The sequence below is a fragment of the Arcobacter sp. YIC-80 genome, from assembly GCF_044841725.1.
Lineage (GTDB): Bacteria > Campylobacterota > Campylobacteria > Campylobacterales > Arcobacteraceae > Arcobacter_B.
In genome coordinates this window covers 127597-146405 of record NZ_JBJBSI010000003.1, presented here as the reverse complement: position 1 = coordinate 146405, position 18809 = coordinate 127597, and the positions used below count along the sequence as shown (strand labels likewise).

Genomic DNA, 18809 nt, shown 5'->3' with positions numbered 1-18809 from the left:
CAAATGGCAAAAAATCATACAAGATATATATTTTCAATGGGTGAATTAAAAAGAAAGGATAATTCTATTGCTTTTATAAATAAAAAAGGCAATTTTTATATTCCTATTCAAGATACAAGAGAGCTTTATTGTATGAATGAAGTGAGTTTCAATACAAAGTTTTTAGATTTTATTTCAAAAGCTGGGATAACTTTACATCTTTTTAATTATCATGGAAATTATAGCGGAAGTTTTTATCCAAAAGAGCAGCTTGTAAGTGGAGACTTGACTATAAAACAGTCTTTATGTTTTATTGAAAAGAGATTGATTATTGCAAAACAAATAGTAAAATCCATAGCTTTAAATATTCATGAGGTTTTGTATCACTATTTTAGACATGGAAAAAAAGAGTTGAAGAATTATCTTGATTGGTTAAAAAGTGATGTTGAAAAATTTTTAGAAAAAGAGCTTACAATTGAACAAATACTTTTTATAGAAGGTCAAGTTTGGTCGCGGTTTTATGATAGTTTTAAATATTTTTTACCTGAAGATTTTATAATGAATAAAAGAGTAAAAAGACCACCTGATAATCCTATCAATGCGCTTGTAAGTTTTGGGAATACACTACTTTATACAAAAACTATTTCAAGTTTATATGAAACTCATCTAAACCAAACAATCAGCTTTTTGCACTCTCCAAGAGAAGGAAGATTTAGTTTAAGTCTTGATATAAGTGAAGCTTTTAAGCCTATAATAGTTTTTAAAACTATATTTGATTTAGTTGGTAAAAAGAGGCTTCAAGTAAGTAAGCATTTTGATAAAAGTCTAAATTATGCTTTATTAAATAATGAAGGAAAAAAGATTTTTATTGATGCTTTTGAAACAAGAATAAATGAAACTTTTATGCACAAAAGATTAAAAAGAAAAACAAGTTATAAAAACTGTATAAAGTTAGATGGGTATAAACTTATTAAGTATATTGTGGAAGATAAAGAGTTTAAACCTTTTAGTTTAAAAGAGAAAATATAAGGAAGTACTTATGGCAAGTAAGAAACAAAATTTTAATTATAATTATGTTTTTTTATTTTATGATATTGCAGATGAATTTAGTGAAGCGGGAAAATATAGAGTTGCTAAGGTTTTTAAAATCTGTAAACAATACTTAAAACATCATCAGAAGTCTATTTTTAGGGGTAGTATTACTCTATCACATCAAATAATGCTCGAAAATAAACTAAAAAAAGTAATAGATAAAGACTTAGATTTTATTTCCATAATCAAAGTACAAAACTCAGGAAGTTTTGCAGAAATTACTCTTGGTTCAAACAAAAAAGAATCTGAATCAATTTTTATATAATTTTCCAATCTACTTAAAAACAATATCATCTAAAAATAGCTATAATATCGAACTTTTAAAGAGTTCTTTTACAATTTATTGTTTTTATAATAATTGTTTGGAAAAACTTTTTAAAAAGACCTTTTTATGGGAAAGATGATTTTATGATGAACGATTTTATCTTCCTTGAACCAAAACATATAATGTATTGAAATTTTTAAGGCTTTAGTGTAGCTCTTAAGTTTGCTATTCTTGAACCAAAACATATAATGTATTGAAATAGATAACCTCTTGTTGTTAGTTGAATAAGTAGTAAACTTGAACCAAAACATATAATGTATTGAAATAGAAATGGACAACAATTTTACAGAAATTGAAAACAGCTTGAACCAAAACATATAATGTATTGAAATATTTATGGAAAAACTTTTAAAAGATTATTTGTCTGCTTGAACCAAAACATATAATGTATTGAAATATTTATGGCTAGATGGGAAGAAAAGTTCTTCTTGCTTGAACCAAAACATATAATGTATTGAAATATTGGAATAAAGAATTTATATTCTTTTCCTGGCTTTCTTGAACCAAAACATATAATGTATTGAAATAATCTCAACAAGGTACATTAACAAAAAATGATACTTGAACCAAAACATATAATGTATTGAAATCTTAGTGGCTTAGTATTAGATGAATTTGCAACTATGCTTGAACCAAAACATATAATGTATTGAAATTTTCCATTATAATTATAACAAGAACCATAAACAAACCTTGAACCAAAACATATAATGTATTGAAATGATGGTTGGGACGCTATTAAAGCAGGAACGACAAAACTTGAACCAAAACATATAATGTATTGAAATAGTAACTATCTTTGAAACAGTAGAAAAAGATAAGGCTTGAACCAAAACATATAATGTATTGAAATTCAATTCCAACACCTTTAAAAACTGCTAAAGCTTTCTTGAACCAAAACATATAATGTATTGAAATTTGAAGAAATTATCTCTTTCATATTTTTGAATTTCTTGAACCAAAACATATAATGTATTGAAATATTAGTACCCATTTTCTATTGGAAGAAATATTAGCTTGAACCAAAACATATAATGTATTGAAATATTGTAAATCCAAAAGATAGATGGCTAGAAAGCGCTACACTTGAACCAAAACATATAATGTATTGAAATTTCAAAAAAATTATTAAAAATCTATGGTTATACAACTTGAACCAAAACATATAATGTATTGAAATAAGTGGAACAGATGGAACTAACGGAAAAACAGCTTTCTTGAACCAAAACATATAATGTATTGAAATTCTGTTAAAGAAATTAAAGATGATGCTGTTAAAAGTCTTGAACCAAAACATATAATGTATTGAAATATAGTTACTTTGTTCCCACTAATTGAAGCAATTGGCTTGAACCAAAACATATAATGTATTGAAATAACTCTTCTTCAAATGAATCTGCATTTTTATATATAGCTTGAACCAAAACATATAATGTATTGAAATCTAAAGTTTCACAATAGTTCAGGAGTTGCAGTTAAACTTGAACCAAAACATATAATGTATTGAAATAAGTCTTGAGGTAATCTGCCTTTTTGAATTAAGATACTTGAACCAAAACATATAATGTATTGAAATTTAAAAATCATTGTCCTAACTGGCTGTGATTCGTCCTTGAACCAAAACATATAATGTATTGAAATCAAATTACTGGATTATTGGAGGCGTTTCAAGATAGCTTGAACCAAAACATATAATGTATTGAAATCTAGATACCTCTAAGCCGTTACCCGTGAATAATACTCTTGAACCAAAACATATAATGTATTGAAATATAGAACCACTTGCCGTTGCTTGACCTTCTGTAATCTTGAACCAAAACATATAATGTATTGAAATATGGAATCAAAGCTATCTTTAGTTACTAAGACAACACACTTGAACCAAAACATATAATGTATTGAAATATCTATGGACTTAGATGAAGCAGTAAAGAATGATCTTGAACCAAAACATATAATGTATTGAAATTCTGATAACCCTGCGTCTTATGCAACAGCACAAAACTTGAACCAAAACATATAATGTATTGAAATGGGTATCTAACAAACTCCCCAAAGCATTCAGGTATCTTGAACCAAAACATATAATGTATTGAAATGTGTATGACCCTGCAACTGGTAATGTTGTAGAAGGTCTTGAACCAAAACATATAATGTATTGAAATCCATAAGGCTGACAAATTCTCTGCTGAGATATGCTACTTGAACCAAAACATATAATGTATTGAAATAGTTTAAATATGTTTGTACAATGGTCTGCAAAAACCTTGAACCAAAACATATAATGTATTGAAATTTAGCATCTAAAGCACTCTCTATTTGATTATATATTCCTTGAACCAAAACATATAATGTATTGAAATCTATCTTTTCTATAAACTGTTGCAGTTGCTACTAAGCTTGAACCAAAACATATAATGTATTGAAATACTTCTTGCTTTGTTGCATCTATAACATTGTAACCCTTGAACCAAAACATATAATGTATTGAAATTGCAAGATATGAAAGCTTAATTAGAAATGCAGATCCTTGAACCAAAACATATAATGTATTGAAATCACTTAATATAATAGAACAACGAAATAACGGTATTTAAACTTGAACCAAAACATATAATGTATTGAAATAGGTTATTGGATTAATAAGAAAGAATATGCTCAATTCTTGAACCAAAACATATAATGTATTGAAATCAGAGAAAAAGAAGTACAATTATTGTATTTTAATCTTGAACCAAAACATATAATGTATTGAAATTATCTCCTTTTTTAAGTATTTAGAAGGTTTGCAGGTCCTTGAACCAAAACATATAATGTATTGAAATAGATTAAAAAGACCTCTTGATCCTTTAAAGGCTCAACTTGAACCAAAACATATAATGTATTGAAATAATTTTAAATACTAGAAATACTTATATTCAATTACTTGAACCAAAACATATAATGTATTGAAATATATTTACACTACACCTTCATTGGTTGCAATTAATACTTGAACCAAAACATATAATGTATTGAAATCGGAGCAGAAACAGTTTATACACAAGGAAGCTGTTACTTGAACCAAAACATATAATGTATTGAAATTCTTTGCTAAAAATTTCTAGGCTTTTGTTATCCCATCTTGAACCAAAACATATAATGTATTGAAATGGGTTGTAGACAATAAGATCTGCTCTAAGCGTTTGCTTGAACCAAAACATATAATGTATTGAAATAATGACATTCACTGCACCAAAAGTTTCAATCACCAACTTGAACCAAAACATATAATGTATTGAAATCCTCTAATAACATTTTATGAGAAAACAATAGCAGCTTGAACCAAAACATATAATGTATTGAAATACATCAACAGCTAATAGCTTTTTGTAAGTATCAGCTTGAACCAAAACATATAATGTATTGAAATAATAGAAAGTGACATCATAGAAGTTAAAAACAATGCTTGAACCAAAACATATAATGTATTGAAATAATAGAAAGTGACATCATAGAAGTTAAAAACAATGCTTGAACCAAAACATATAATGTATTGAAATGGAATTGCAAAACCAAAAGTTAAGAAAGAGTATGCTTGAACCAAAACATATAATGTATTGAAATATATTTTAAAGAGGTGTAGCCAACTAAAAAGAAGCTTGAACCAAAACATATAATGTATTGAAATTTAGAAGATAGAGTTAATTTAATGGAAGAAGAAGTTCTTGAACCAAAACATATAATGTATTGAAATTTTTTTTCTTGCTCTATACGTGCCATAGCTACTTTACTTGAACCAAAACATATAATGTATTGAAATTAGTTTAATACCCACTCATTAAAAGTCATATAGTTTCTTGAACCAAAACATATAATGTATTGAAATCTAAAAGAGTTTATCTTATTAACGAACTGTTGATTACTTGAACCAAAACATATAATGTATTGAAATAGTTTGAATGTTGTTGATTTTACTTCTATAGAAAACTTGAACCAAAACATATAATGTATTGAAATGGAAGTAATGCAACTCAATTATATGAGGGCTACAACTTGAACCAAAACATATAATGTATTGAAATTAAATTACTACATCAATATCACTCTTTGCAGGAAGCCTTGAACCAAAACATATAATGTATTGAAATCTATTTGCAGACTCATTATCAATCACGGGTCTTGCCTTGAACCAAAACATATAATGTATTGAAATCAGATGATGTACAAAACACAACAACTGAAAAACAAACTTGAACCAAAACATATAATGTATTGAAATTTTCCCGTTCCCATTTGCTCATCATGTTGCTCATTCTTGAACCAAAACATATAATGTATTGAAATTGATGATTCTGATAATGATGGTAATCCTGATATTCTTGAACCAAAACATATAATGTATTGAAATTTTCTTACATCTTCTACTTGGCAGTCTGCACTCCCTTGAACCAAAACATATAATGTATTGAAATTATTAAAGAAAAGTGATTATGATAAATTAATAAAACTTGAACCAAAACATATAATGTATTGAAATAGTGATGAACTGTTAGATGATAAAGTTCATGGATTCTTGAACCAAAACATATAATGTATTGAAATTTACATTTTTAGTGTCGCCTTGTTTGCACGACGGCTTGAACCAAAACATATAATGTATTGAAATTTGCTTTCTTCTATTGCTTTTTCTACTATCTTTCCTTGAACCAAAACATATAATGTATTGAAATATTTTTAATACTATTAGACCACATGACACTATTTTACTTGAACCAAAACATATAATGTATTGAAATTTAATCTAAATGAAACAGCAAACAACGCTTAAGGTTCTTGAACCAAAACATATAATGTATTGAAATTGAGGATTGTGACAATGACAAAATTGCTGATATTCTTGAACCAAAACATATAATGTATTGAAATTCAATGCCTAATAATATAATTCCTTCATCGCTAACTTGAACCAAAACATATAATGTATTGAAATCCGTTTTGTTCTTGTCTTGTTTGCACTTCTGCCCCCTTGAACCAAAACATATAATGTATTGAAATTTTTATTGAATAGCTCTTTTATGTATAAATGTTAAAAACTTGAACCAAAACATATAATGTATTGAAATTCTTCATCAAAGTATCTAACTGTTTCAAATTCAACTTGAACCAAAACATATAATGTATTGAAATGGCTTTAGGGAATTAAACAGAATCATAGTAGAGCCTTGAACCAAAACATATAATGTATTGAAATTTTAAAGGTGTATATTTTTGAACACCTCTTGACTTGCTTGAACCAAAACATATAATGTATTGAAATACTAAGAATATCCCTGTTGAGGGTGATGCACCAGACTTGAACCAAAACATATAATGTATTGAAATCTTTTAGATGTGGATATAAAACTGCAGATGATTTTCCTTGAACCAAAACATATAATGTATTGAAATAACTTTGACTCATTCAAAAAAGACCTTGACAAAGCTTGAACCAAAACATATAATGTATTGAAATATTAGTGAAAACAAAGTAACTATTGATACAAGCACGCTTGAACCAAAACATATAATGTATTGAAATCTAACATTTACTTTAATAAAAACCTTATTTGCATAGCTTGAACCAAAACATATAATGTATTGAAATATGAAAGTTATATCTTCTTTTGTTATACCGTATTTCTTGAACCAAAACATATAATGTATTGAAATAAAACACTAGAAAACAAAAAGCAAGATGAAATTTACACTTGAACCAAAACATATAATGTATTGAAATTGAGCTACATATTCTAAGTTAATATTTAAATTCCCCTTGAACCAAAACATATAATGTATTGAAATTCAAAACGACCTGCAAAATCACAGATAAAAAATTTTTTAAACCAAAACATCAGATATTTTTAATTCTCTTTATTGTTTTACATATACAAAGAAATATCAACTTCATCTATTTGTTCAACTTTTAAGAATTTCTGTGCATACTCTTTGTATACCCCTGATGTTAAAAAAAGTTTAAAAATATCTTCATCTATATGTTTGTCTTTTACCATAAAGCTTAGAATTTTGATTGATTCTGATAGTGTTTTAGCTTTTTTATATGGTCTATCACAAGCTGTAAGTGCTTCAAATATATCTGCAACTGCCATAATTCGAGCGGGTATTGACATTTGTTCTTTAGTAAGTTTTCTTGGATAACCTGTACCTATTAGTGTTTCATGGTGTGCTCCTGCATATTCAGGTACTCTTTTTAAGTTTTTAGGGAAGGGTAATTGCTCTAGCATTATAATTGACATAATCATGTGTTCATTTATTTTAAATCTCTCTTCTTTTGTAAGAGTTCCTTTTTTTATACATAGATTGTAGATTTCTCCATGGTTATATAAATCTTTTGGAACATCCATTTTAAATTTATATTTTTCGTATGTTTTTTTATCAAAATGGGGTCGTTTGATTATATGCTCTTTTTTATCACTTAAAAGATTCACTTCTTTTGGTTTAAATTCTTCTTTTTTATCTAGTCTTTGTTTTTCTTCTTCTGATAGTCCAATAGTATCATCAAAATATTTTGTCCATTTTCTTGTGCCTATTTCTTGTATTTCTTCTATATCTTTTTGAGCCATAAATTCTGTACCAATATTTGCTTGAGCTATTTTCTCAAACTCTTCTTGAAGTTTTTTATATTCATTTTGAAGTCTTTTTTCTTCTTCATCTTTTGATGATCCATTTAAAATATTTTTATACATTTCAATAGTTTTATCTCTATATATAACTTCAAATCTTGTTCTTACTTCATGTATTCTATTGTATATTGTTTCAAGTTTTGTAGATTTATCTATTACATATTCAGGAGTTGTTACTTTTCCACAATCATGCAACCATGCAGCGATACTTAATTCTCTTTTTTCATCTTTTGTTTCTAGTTTAAAGTCTTTAAATATTGATTCATTACTATTTGAAGCTGCTTGTGCTAAGAGTTTAGTTAATACAGGTACTCTCTTACAATGCCCTCCTGTATAATCAGATTTTGCATCAATTGCACTAGCAATAAGTTTGATAAAAGAATCCATAAGTTCTACTTGTTTATCTTGATAATTTTTTATAGATTTAGACATATTAACTAAAGATAAAGATAGCTCATGAAACTCTTTTATATTAGTATTGATTACTCCTACATTTTTAAAATCTCTTTTTGAAATCTTTGCATTTTCTTTTACTAAATTATGTACAGGTACGGATAAAATTCTTGTAGAATAATAAATTAATGGTATAGTAAAAGTTAAAATTGCTAAAGTTATAAAAAATGATGAGTATATTTTTTCTAAATAAGGTTGCATTATATTGTCTGTAGGAGTTAAAATTGCTAAATAATCTTTTGATTTATATATTGAATTTACTTGTGTTAGATAAACAAAATAGTCTTTATTTTCTATTTTCATCATAAAATCATGTTTTATAAGCTTTTTTTTGCTTTTTTCTATTATCTGCTTATAAGGCAAAAAGCTTACTTCATTTTCTTCCATTTTATAGTTTACACAAGATGAAACTTCACCATTTTGTTTATATAAAAAAATTTTATCAAAACTAGATTCTGTTTGTTTTTCTAAATATTTATTCATACTATCAAGTGATACATCAATACCAAATACTAAATTAGAATTTTTAATAACTTTAGCATAGGTAATACCTTTTTCCTCAAGATTTGTATACATATAAGGTTTAGTTTTTATGATACCACTGCTATTTATAGCCTCTTTAAACCAAGGCCTAACCGCTGGATTATAAATTGCATTTGTTTTTCTTATTTCAACTTGTTTTAGTTTGCTATTTAAAAACTCTTCATATTGAACTCTTACTTTATTTTCTTCATATATTTTTACAACTAGCCATTTTACATCATCTTTAACTTTATATTTTTTTCTAAGACTATCATGAATATCAAGATTTATAACTTCATAAAAATTTCCATTTTTATTTCCAACATATAAAGCATATATATGAGAATTATTATTTAAAGTAGTTGTAAGTAGTGGTAAAAGAGGATGTCTTATATTTTTTTTTGGAGTTATTTTTACTTCGTTATAAATTTCAAAAATAGATATAATATCATTATTTCTTTTATCTAAAGATTCAACTTTCTGATCAATTTTTTCAGACATTTCTTTAAATCTATCTTTTGTAGCATTAAATGCAAGATCTTTAGAAAAGTAGTATTGAAGACTAAGAGTCGTTATAACTACTGATGTTATTAAAAATATTAATAACAATGAAATTGTTGGCCTTATTTTTATAAAATAATTATTTTTTTTATTCATGATTGTTTCTCTTTATATTATATTAAATTATTTTATCATATTTTTTACTCTATTTATAATAAATATATTCTTTTTTAGAATTTAAAAACTTATTTATATTATTAGTTTCTGTTTTATACAAATTTATTGTAAAAATATTTTATTTATTGAAATTCTAATATCTGATGTGTATTAAGAGGTTAAGTGATTTTATATTAAGATGTCATTTTAATTAAATACAAACTAGGATTTATAAATGATAAAAAAAATTGATATAGAAAGCCAAGAGTATCAAGTAGAACTTGAACTTACAAAGCAATTTACAGATAAAGTAGTAGAAAGGTTTGATTTTAGATATAACCCAAATGATGAAGTTAATGAATCAATTCAAATGGGACTTACTAGAAATAAAATGATCTATGGTAAAAGGTACTGTCCCTGTTTTATGGTTATTGGTGAAACAAAAGAAGAACAAAAAGCAGCCAATAACCGATTATGTCCATGTAAACCTGCTTTAGAAGAAGAAATACCTTCAAAAGGTAATTGTCACTGTGGGATTTTCTGTACCCCTGAATTTGCACAAGAAGCTGCAAAACAAGAAGAACTTCATGATGCTATTGCTACTCACTCAAGAGGTCTTACAAAAGAAGAGTGTGAAAAACTTTTAGAAAAACAAGAAGTAAATGCAGTTGAATTAGAATCCTTACTTGAAGCAAGAGAGTTAGGCTTTGTAAAGTTTAATCTTATAGATACAAGAGAATGGATGGAGTGGGTAAGTCAAAGAATCAAAGGAACAGATTATTTAGTACCTACTACAGCATTTTATCAAGCCTTAGAGCAAGTAGATGATCAAAAAGATACTCCTGTTATTGTTTACTGTTTAAGTGGAAGTAGATCTGCTTATTGTCAAAGAATTATGCTTGATTTAGGATTTAAATCAGTAGCAAATTTAGATTATGGAATCTCAACTTATCAAGGTGCGTGTTTAAGTGGTGAAGAAGAGTAATACTCTAAAATAAATTATAAACTTAAGCTAAGAAGATTATTTCTTCTTAGCTTTTGCATTTGGTAAATCTGTAATAGTACCTTCAAAAATTTCAGCTGCCATTCCCACTGATTCATGTAAAGTAGGGTGAGCATGAATTGTAAGTGCGATATCTTCTGCATCACAATCCATTTCAAGTGCTAGTGAAATTTCACCAAGTAATTCACCTGCATTATCTCCAACAATTGCTCCACCAATTAACTGATCTGTATCTTTATCAAAAATAAGTTTCGTAAGTCCAGAACTAGCAACATCAGCTGCTAAGGCTCTTCCTGAAGCTGACCAAGGAAAAGATGAAACTTCATAGTTTATTCCAGCTTCTTTAGCTTCAATCTCACTCATTCCAGCTGTTGCGATTTCTGGGAAAGTATATGCAATACCAGGAATTTGTTTTGGTTCAAAAAAGACTTTATGTCCAGCAATAACTTCAGCAGCAACATGTCCTTCATGTACTGCTTTATGAGCAAGCATAGGGCCACCAATAATATCACCAATAGCATATATATGAGGCACCTTAGTTTTTAGTTGATTATCAACTTTGATAAATCCTTTTTCATCCACTTCAACCCCAGTATTTTCAAGACCGATTTTTAGTCCATTTGGAGTTCTTCCCATAGCAACTAAAACTGCATCATATATTTGAGGTTCAGGTGCATTTTCACCTTTAAATTCCACATATATACCTTCTTTTTTAGGAATAATTGATTGAGTTTGAGTTTTAAACATAAAGTTAAAGTTTTTTTCATTTGCTTTTGTATAAACTTTGACAATATCTTTATCTGTACCTGTCATAACCTGAGGTCCTCTTATAACCACATCAATTTGTGAACCTAGCCTTTGATAAACTGTTGCCATTTCAAGTCCAATAATTCCACCACCCATTACTAGAAGTCTTTTAGGAACTTCTTTCACTTCTAAGGCATTTGTAGAATCCCAAATTCTTGGATCTTCATGGGGAATAAATGACATTTTAGAGCTTTGTGAACCTGCTGCAATAATACAAGAATCAAAAGAAACTTTTGTTTGTTTACCTTCAACATCCGTATGTTCAACAAAGATATTTTTGTCATCAATAAACTTAGCATTTCCTTGGACAACTTTTACTTTTCTCATCTTAGCCATAGAAGTTAGTCCATCAGTAAGTTTTTTTACTATACCACTTTTGTAGGCTGCAACACTTGGTAAATCAATCTCTGGTTTCCCAAACTTAATACCTGCATGTTCAATATGTTTTGCTTCATCTATAACTTTTGCTACATGTAATAAAGCTTTTGAAGGAATACAACCAACATTTAGACAAACTCCACCTAAAGTAGGGTGCCTTTCTATTAAGACTGTAGTTAATCCTAAATCAGCACATCTAAATGCCGCTGAATATCCACCAGGACCTGCTCCAAGTACTACGACATCTGCTTTTATTTCACTTGCATCAGAAGATATAGCTATTTCACTTTTCTCTTTTTCTATAGTTTTACTCTCTTCTTGTGTTTCTTTTGGAGTAGTTTTTTCTTCAGTAGAAGAAGATTCTTCTTCTACTTCAACTTTAGCTATTAAGTCACCAGAGTTTACTTTATCTCCAACTTTTACTAAAATTTCTTTTACGATTCCACTATGTGTAGTAGGAACATCCATAGAGGCTTTTTCAGTTTCTAAAGTAATAAGTCCATCTTCTTCTTCAATACTATCACCTACTTCAACCATGATGTCGATTAAATCAACATCAGTATCTCCGCCTAAATCTGGAATTAAAATATCTACAATTTTACTCATTTTATATCCTTATAGACTTAACAATCTAATATCTTTTAGAAGATTAGAAAGTGTTGTAGTAAATCTTGCACCATCTGCACCATCAATTACTTTGTGATCATAAGACAGAGATAATGGTAACATTAATCTAGGTTTAAACTCTTCTCCATCCCAAACAGGTTTTATTTCAGATTTTGATAATCCTAAAATTGCTACTTCAGGAGCATTGATAATAGGAGTGAATTTAGTTCCACCAATTCCACCTAAAGAAGAGATTGTAAAACAAGCCCCTTGCATATCAGCAGCTTTAAGTTTTCCATCTCTAGCTTTAGCTGAAAGTTCTTTTAGTTCAATTGCTAAATCTTTAAAGCCTTTTTTATTGGCATCTTTTATAACTGGAACTACTAAACCATTTGGTGTGTCTACTGCAACACCAATATTAAAGTATTTTTTCATAATTAAGCTTTGCCCATCAAGACTCAATGATGAGTTAAATTTAGGATGGATTTCTAGTGCTTTAGTTACAGCTTTAATTACAAATACAAGTGGAGATAACTTAAATCCATCTGCAATTGCATTTTGAGTTTTTCTAAACTCTTCCATCTCTGTAATATCAGCTTCATCAAACTGAGTTACATGGGGCATTGAAACCCAGTTTCTATGTAGTGTAGGTCCTGAAATTTTTTGAATTCTATTTAACTCTACTGTCTCGATTTCCCCAAATTGTGAGAAGTCTATGTCTTTTTGCTCTGGGAAGTTAAAGCCAAGTCCAGACCCTGTAGAAGTTGCTGCTAGGGCTGGTTTTGATAATTGCTCTTTTACATAAGCTTTTATATCATCTTTTAGAATTCTTCCTTTTCTACCACTTCCCTTAACATAACTTAAATCAACTCCAAACTCTCTGGCTACTTTTCTAACAGATGGAGAAGCATAAACTATTTTTGATTTTTCAGTTAGTACTGCTTTAGGCTCTGGTGCTGATTTTGCTGCTACTTCTTGAACAGTAAGTGGTTTTTTAGGCTCTTCAACTTTTACTTCTTCTTTTTTCGTAGAAGTTGGAACTTTAGATTCCATTACAACAGTTTTTGTCATTTTACAAATTAAATCCCCAGTGTTAACTTTCATTCCTGGTTCTACAAAAATTTCTAATATTTCACCACCATGAGGAGCTGGTACTTCCATAGAAGCTTTTTCAGTTTCCAGTGTAACAAGTCCATACTCCGTTGCAACTGTTTCACCAACTTCAACCATAACTTCAATTAAATCAACATCTTTATCATCACCTAAATCAGGAATATAAACATTTTCAATTACAGTACAAATTGTTTGCTCATTTACAAACTGACAAGAGATTTCAGCTCCTGCTGCACTAACTGCTTTTAGTTCATTTTCTGCTTCTTCTATACCAATTTTAGAATCAGTTTTATTTTCAGAAGCTTCTTCTTGAATGTTTTCTTGTTTCTGTTCTTTTTCATCAGAAATTTCAGATTTTTCTTCATCATTAGTAGAAGAAGACTCTTCTTCTACTTCAACTTTTGCTATCAAATCGCCAGAGTTTACTTTGTCTCCAACTTTAACTAAAATCTCTTTTACAAGACCTCCATGAGTAGTAGGTACATCCATAGAGGCTTTTTCAGTTTCAAGTGTGATTAGTCCATCTTCTTCTTCAACCCTATCTCCAACTTCAACCATAATGTCGATTAAATCAACATCAGTGTCACCACCTAAATCTGGAATAAATATATCAATTAATTTTCCCATAATTTACTCCTTACGCTTTTAATGGGTTGATTTTATTTGCATCAATATTGAATTTTTTCATAGCTTCTGATACCACTGATTTTTCAATTTTTCCTGCATTTGCAAGTTGAGCTAATGTAGTAAATACAATAAAGTCAGAATCAACTTCAAAGAATTTTCTTAAGTTCCCTCTAGAATCAGATCTACCAAAGCCATCTGTTCCAAGTGCTTTAAAGTGACCTTTTACAAATGGAGCAATTTGCTCTGAGTATGATTTCATATAATCAGTAGAAGAGATAATAATATTTTCATCATCACTTCCTAGTACTTCATCAACATAAGCTATTTTATTTTCACCTTCAATATCAAGTAGATTATTTCTTTCAACATTTTGAGCTTCTCTTGTTAGTTCATTATATGAAGTAACTGAGTAAATTTCAGATGAAATTCCATACTCATTTGCTAGTACATCAGCAGCACTTAATACTTGTTGGAAAATTGACCCTGAACCTAATAGTTTAACTTTGAAGTTTTCTTTTGCTTCAACTGTTTTTAACTTGTAAATACCTTTGATAATACCATCTTCAACACCTTCTATTATTGCTGGTTGTTTGTAGTTTTCATTTAGTGTTGTAATATAGTAGTAAATATCTTCTTGTTTTTCCCCATACATTCTTTGCATACCATCTTGAACAATAACAGCAAGCTCATAACCAAAAGTAGGGTCATAAGAAATACAATTTGGAATAGTATTAGCAATAATATGAGAATGTCCATCTTCATGCTGTAAACCTTCACCATTAAGAGTAGTTCTACCTGATGTTCCACCAATTAAGAAACCTCTTGCCATTTGATCCCCTGCTGCCCAGCAAATGTCACCTGTTCTTTGGAAACCAAACATTGAATAGAAAATATAAAATGGAATCATTGGACAATCATTAACTGAGTATGAAGTTGCAGCTGCAATCCAAGAACCCATAGCTCCTAGCTCATTAATACCTTCTTGAAGTACTTGTCCTTTTTTATCTTCTTTATAATATGCAACTTGGTCTCTATCTTGAGGTATATATTTTTGACCTTCATTTGAGTAAATACCAATTTGTCTAAACATACCTTCCATACCAAATGTTCTAGCTTCATCAGGTACAATAGGAACAATTCTTTTACCAATTTTTTTATCTTTAACTAAGACATTTAAAATTCTAACAAATGCCATAGTTGTAGAAATTTCTCTATCTCCACTACCTTTTAGTACTGCATCATAAGCGCTTAGTTCAGGCAGTTCAAGCTTTTGTGAAAATTTACTTTTTCTTTGTGGAAGATAACCATGTAACTCTTCTCTTCTTTCTTTCATATATTTCATTTCAGCAGAATCTTCTGGGAACTTATAGTAAGGGAAGTGTTCTAACTCTTCATCTGTTACAGGAATTCTAAATCTATCTCTAAACTGTCTTAAAGAATCAATATCAACTTTTTTAACTTGGTGAGCAATATTTTTACCCTCAGCTGCTTCACCTAATCCATAACCTTTTACAGTTTTAGCTAAGATTACAGTTGGTCTATCTTTAGTTATTTGAGCTGCTTTATACGCTGCATAAACTTTTAGTGGATCATGACCACCTCTATTTAAAGCAAAAATCTCATCATCTGACATATTCTCAACTAATTTTGCAGTTTCAGGATATTTGTTAAAGAAGTTTTCTCTTGTGTAAGCTCCACCTTTTTGTTTGAAGTTTTGGTATTCACCATCAACTGTCTCTTCCATAAGTTGAAGAAGTTTTCCTGATGTGTCTTTTCTTAATAACTCATCCCATTGTTTTCCCCAGATAACTTTTACAACTCTCCAGCCATTACCTCTAAAGTTACCTTCAAGCTCTTGAATAATCTTGCCATTTCCTCTAACAGGTCCATCTAGTCTTTGTAAGTTACAATTAATAACAAATACTAAGTTATCCAAACCTTCACGTCCTGCAAGTCCTATTGCACCTAATGATTCTGGTTCATCACATTCCCCATCACCCATATAACAATATACTTTTTGTTCACTACAATCTTTTATACCTCTATCAGTTAAATACTTTAAAAATCTAGCTTGATAAATTGCTTGTATTGGTCCAAGACCCATAGATACTGTTGGAAACTGCCAGTATTCAGGCATAAGTTTTGGGTGTGGATAAGATGAAAGTCCTTCACTTAAGGCTTCTTGTCTAAAATTATCCATTTGTTCTTCACTTAGTCTTCCTTCAACAAAACTTCTTGCATAAATACCTGGAGCAATATGTCCTTGATAAAAGATTAAATCTCCACCATCTTTTTCATTTGGAGCTCTGAAAAAGTGATTAAACCCTACATCATAAAGTGTTGCAGAAGATTGAAATGAAGCTATATGACCTCCTAACTCCAATTTTTTTCTTGAAGCTCTTTGTACCATCATCGCAGCATTCCATCTAATAGCAGATCTGATTTTTCTTTCTATATCTCTATCACCTGGCATTTTTGGCTCATTTGCCACATCTATACTGTTTATATATGCAGTAGTAGCTTTAAATGGTAAATATGTACCATTTCTTCTAGCCTTGTCAATAAGTTGCTCTAATAAAAAGTGTGCTCTTCTTGGACCTTCTTCTTCTAATACTGCTTCCAATGCTTCAATCCATTCTTGAGTTTCAAGGGGATCGATATCTTTTAAAACCGTGTTTAAGTTTTCAACTGACATTTCTTTTTTCCTTATAGATTTTTTATAAAAAATTTAAGTTAAAACAAGTATTTCTTATCAACATATTGTAATAATATGCAGGAATAATGTAATAACAGTACTTTATATGATGTTGTGATAATATGGTACATATTTTTAGTTAATGTAGACTTAAAATAAGATTTATTTTTGAACTTAAGTTAAGATAGTGAGAATATAAAATATAATAGAAAAATATTAAAAGAAGGTTTTATATTGATTGATAAAAAGTCAAGATTTAGAATAATAGTAAATACTCAAAATTCAGCAAAAGTAAATATGTGTAGAGATGAAGCTTTAATGAAAAATTTCAATGAAAGCTCTTTTCCTATTTTAAGAATTTACCATTGGAATAAATCAATAACTATTGGTATCTCTCAAAACCTTAAAGAGTATTCATATCTAAATGATTTTAGTAAAGATATAGCAAAAAGAGTTACAGGTGGAGGCGTGCTTTTTCATGGACATGATTTATCATACTCATTGGTTTTACCAAGTAGCTATTTTAAAGATTATAAAATAAAAGAATCATATGAAAAGATTTGTTACTTTTTAATTAATTTTTATAAAAAACTTGGACTTAATGCTAATTATGCTAAAGATATAGAAGACATTAATTTGAGTAAAAATGAATTTTGTCAAGTTGGATTTGAAGCATATGATATTTTAATAAATAAAGATAAAATAGGTGGAAATGCACAAAGAAGAACAAAACGACTTGTGTTTCAGCATGGCTCAATCCCTTTATATTCTATAAAAGATAAAAAAGTTCTTGATAATAAAATAGGACTTACTTTAGAAGATTTAGGAATAGTTTTGAAATATGATGAAGCTACAAAGCTTTTAATTGAGGCATTTAAAGAGACTTTTAATGTAGATTTAATAAATTCACACTTAGATGATAATGAAAAAGAAGAAGAAAAAAAACTGTTAAAGGAAAAATATGACTTCATTTACTAGTAGTGCTCCAAAACAAAAAGAAGTAAAGTTTAGAAAACCTGAGTGGCTTAGAAAAAAGATTAATCCAAGTGCTCAAAAAGAGATGGAATCCCTTTTAAAAGAAGTAGGTGGTTTACATACTATCTGTCAAGAGGCAAAGTGTCCAAATATTAGTGAGTGTTTTTCTAAAAAAAATGCAACTTTTTTAATCTTAGGAAATATTTGTACAAGAAGATGTACTTATTGTAATGTAAAAACAGGACTTCCCTCAGAGGTTAACCTAGAAGAGATAGAGCAGGTTACAAAATCAGTAATTCAATTGGGTTTAAGATTTGTAGTAATTACAAGTCCAGCAAGAGATGACTTGCCAGATGGTGGAGCTAATCAATTTTATAGAGTAACACGTGATATTTTAGAAAAATCACCTGGAACACAAGTAGAAGTCTTAATTCCAGATTTTAAAGCAAATGAAGAGTCTCTTCAAAAGGTAATAGACTCAGGAGCTGTTATAATAGGGCATAATATTGAAACTGTACCTAGTATGTACAAAATTAGAAGAAATGCTTCTTATGAAAGATCACTTCATGTTTTAAAAAGATTAAAAGAATTAGGTCAAGATAAGATAAAAACAAAAACAGCACTTATGGTAGGACTAGGAGAGACAGAAGAAGAAATGATTCAAGTATTTAAAGACTTAATAGATGTAGGTTGTGAGTTTTTAAGTATAGGTCAATATTTAGCTCCAAGTGGTGATTATGCAAAGGTAAAAGAGTTTGTAAAACCTGATCAGTTTGAAAGATATAAACAACTAGCTTTAGATATGGGATTTAAATTTGTTCACTCAAGTCCTTATGCTAGAAGCTCTTATTTAGCTCATGAGTATTTAGGTCATGAAAGTGCAAATAAAGAAATAGGAGTTTAAGGTTCAGATGA

At 28.9% G+C, this 18809-nt stretch carries 9 protein-coding genes and 1 CRISPR repeat array; of the genes, 5 read left to right on the top strand and 4 right to left on the bottom strand.

Annotation, left to right across the window (positions count from 1 at the left end):
* Nucleotides 1-3 precede the first annotated feature (3 nt).
* Both cas1b and cas2 read left to right on the top strand, forming a co-directional pair.
* Nucleotides 4-1008, top strand: a complete 1005-nt coding sequence (cas1b, locus tag ACH5BK_RS06280; RefSeq protein ID WP_404305553.1) for a type I-B CRISPR-associated endonuclease Cas1b — start codon at nt 4-6, stop codon at nt 1006-1008.
* 10 nt (nt 1009-1018) lie between these two features.
* Nucleotides 1019-1336 carry a CRISPR-associated endonuclease Cas2 gene (gene cas2, locus ACH5BK_RS06275; protein ID WP_404305551.1) on the top strand — a complete coding sequence of 106 codons (318 nt, stop codon included), beginning with the start codon at nt 1019-1021 and terminating at the stop codon, nt 1334-1336.
* A gap of 164 nt (nt 1337-1500) precedes the next feature.
* A CRISPR array of direct repeats spans nt 1501-7284; the repeat unit is 30 nt; unit sequence CTTGAACCAAAACATATAATGTATTGAAAT.
* Between the two features lie 12 nt (nt 7285-7296).
* On the opposite strand, the gene ACH5BK_RS06270 is transcribed toward cas2, so the two are convergent.
* A complete protein-coding gene (locus ACH5BK_RS06270; RefSeq protein WP_404305549.1) occupies nt 7297-9690 on the bottom strand; it encodes an HD domain-containing phosphohydrolase in 2394 nt (797 codons plus the stop codon).
* A gap of 235 nt (nt 9691-9925) precedes the next feature.
* Here ACH5BK_RS06270 and ACH5BK_RS06265 point away from each other — a divergent pair, with 235 nt between their 5' ends.
* On the top strand, nt 9926-10675 hold the full coding sequence (locus tag ACH5BK_RS06265; RefSeq protein WP_404305547.1) for a ferredoxin-thioredoxin reductase catalytic domain-containing protein: 750 nt from the start codon (nt 9926-9928) through the stop codon (nt 10673-10675).
* Between the two features lie 36 nt (nt 10676-10711).
* Here ACH5BK_RS06265 and lpdA read toward each other — a convergent pair whose 3' ends face one another.
* The 3 genes from lpdA to aceE are packed head-to-tail and all read right to left on the bottom strand — an operon-like array spanning nt 10712 to nt 16919.
* Nucleotides 10712-12484, bottom strand: a complete 1773-nt coding sequence (gene lpdA, locus ACH5BK_RS06260) for a dihydrolipoyl dehydrogenase (protein WP_404305545.1) — start codon at nt 12482-12484, stop codon at nt 10712-10714.
* A gap of 9 nt (nt 12485-12493) precedes the next feature.
* Nucleotides 12494-14224: a dihydrolipoyllysine-residue acetyltransferase gene (aceF, locus tag ACH5BK_RS06255; protein ID WP_404305543.1), complete on the bottom strand. Its 1731-nt coding sequence runs from the start codon at nt 14222-14224 to the stop codon at nt 12494-12496.
* 10 nt (nt 14225-14234) lie between these two features.
* Entirely contained in the window at nt 14235-16919 is a 2685-nt protein-coding gene (gene aceE / locus ACH5BK_RS06250) for a pyruvate dehydrogenase (acetyl-transferring), homodimeric type (protein ID WP_404305541.1), read from the bottom strand.
* 234 nt (nt 16920-17153) lie between these two features.
* Between aceE and ACH5BK_RS06245 the strand changes: the two genes are divergently transcribed.
* Nucleotides 17154-17897, top strand: a complete 744-nt coding sequence (locus ACH5BK_RS06245; RefSeq protein WP_404305539.1) for a biotin/lipoate A/B protein ligase family protein — start codon at nt 17154-17156, stop codon at nt 17895-17897.
* Nucleotides 17881-18798, top strand: a complete 918-nt coding sequence (gene lipA, locus ACH5BK_RS06240; protein ID WP_404305537.1) for a lipoyl synthase — start codon at nt 17881-17883, stop codon at nt 18796-18798. The genes ACH5BK_RS06245 and lipA overlap by 17 nt, the downstream gene beginning before the upstream one ends.
* The last annotated feature ends 11 nt before the right edge of the window (nt 18799-18809 follow it).

Coding starts and splice junctions, on each gene's coding strand:
- cas1b (WP_404305553.1), top strand. CDS start 4: ATGGCAAAAAATCATACAAGATATATATTTTCAATGGGTGAATTAAAA.
- cas2 (WP_404305551.1), top strand. CDS start 1,019: ATGGCAAGTAAGAAACAAAATTTTAATTATAATTATGTTTTTTTATTT.
- ACH5BK_RS06270 (WP_404305549.1), bottom strand. CDS start 9,690: ATGAATAAAAAAAATAATTATTTTATAAAAATAAGGCCAACAATTTCA.
- ACH5BK_RS06265 (WP_404305547.1), top strand. CDS start 9,926: ATGATAAAAAAAATTGATATAGAAAGCCAAGAGTATCAAGTAGAACTT.
- lpdA (WP_404305545.1), bottom strand. CDS start 12,484: ATGAGTAAAATTGTAGATATTTTAATTCCAGATTTAGGCGGAGATACT.
- aceF (WP_404305543.1), bottom strand. CDS start 14,224: ATGGGAAAATTAATTGATATATTTATTCCAGATTTAGGTGGTGACACT.
- aceE (WP_404305541.1), bottom strand. CDS start 16,919: ATGTCAGTTGAAAACTTAAACACGGTTTTAAAAGATATCGATCCCCTT.
- lipA (WP_404305537.1), top strand. CDS start 17,881: ATGACTTCATTTACTAGTAGTGCTCCAAAACAAAAAGAAGTAAAGTTT.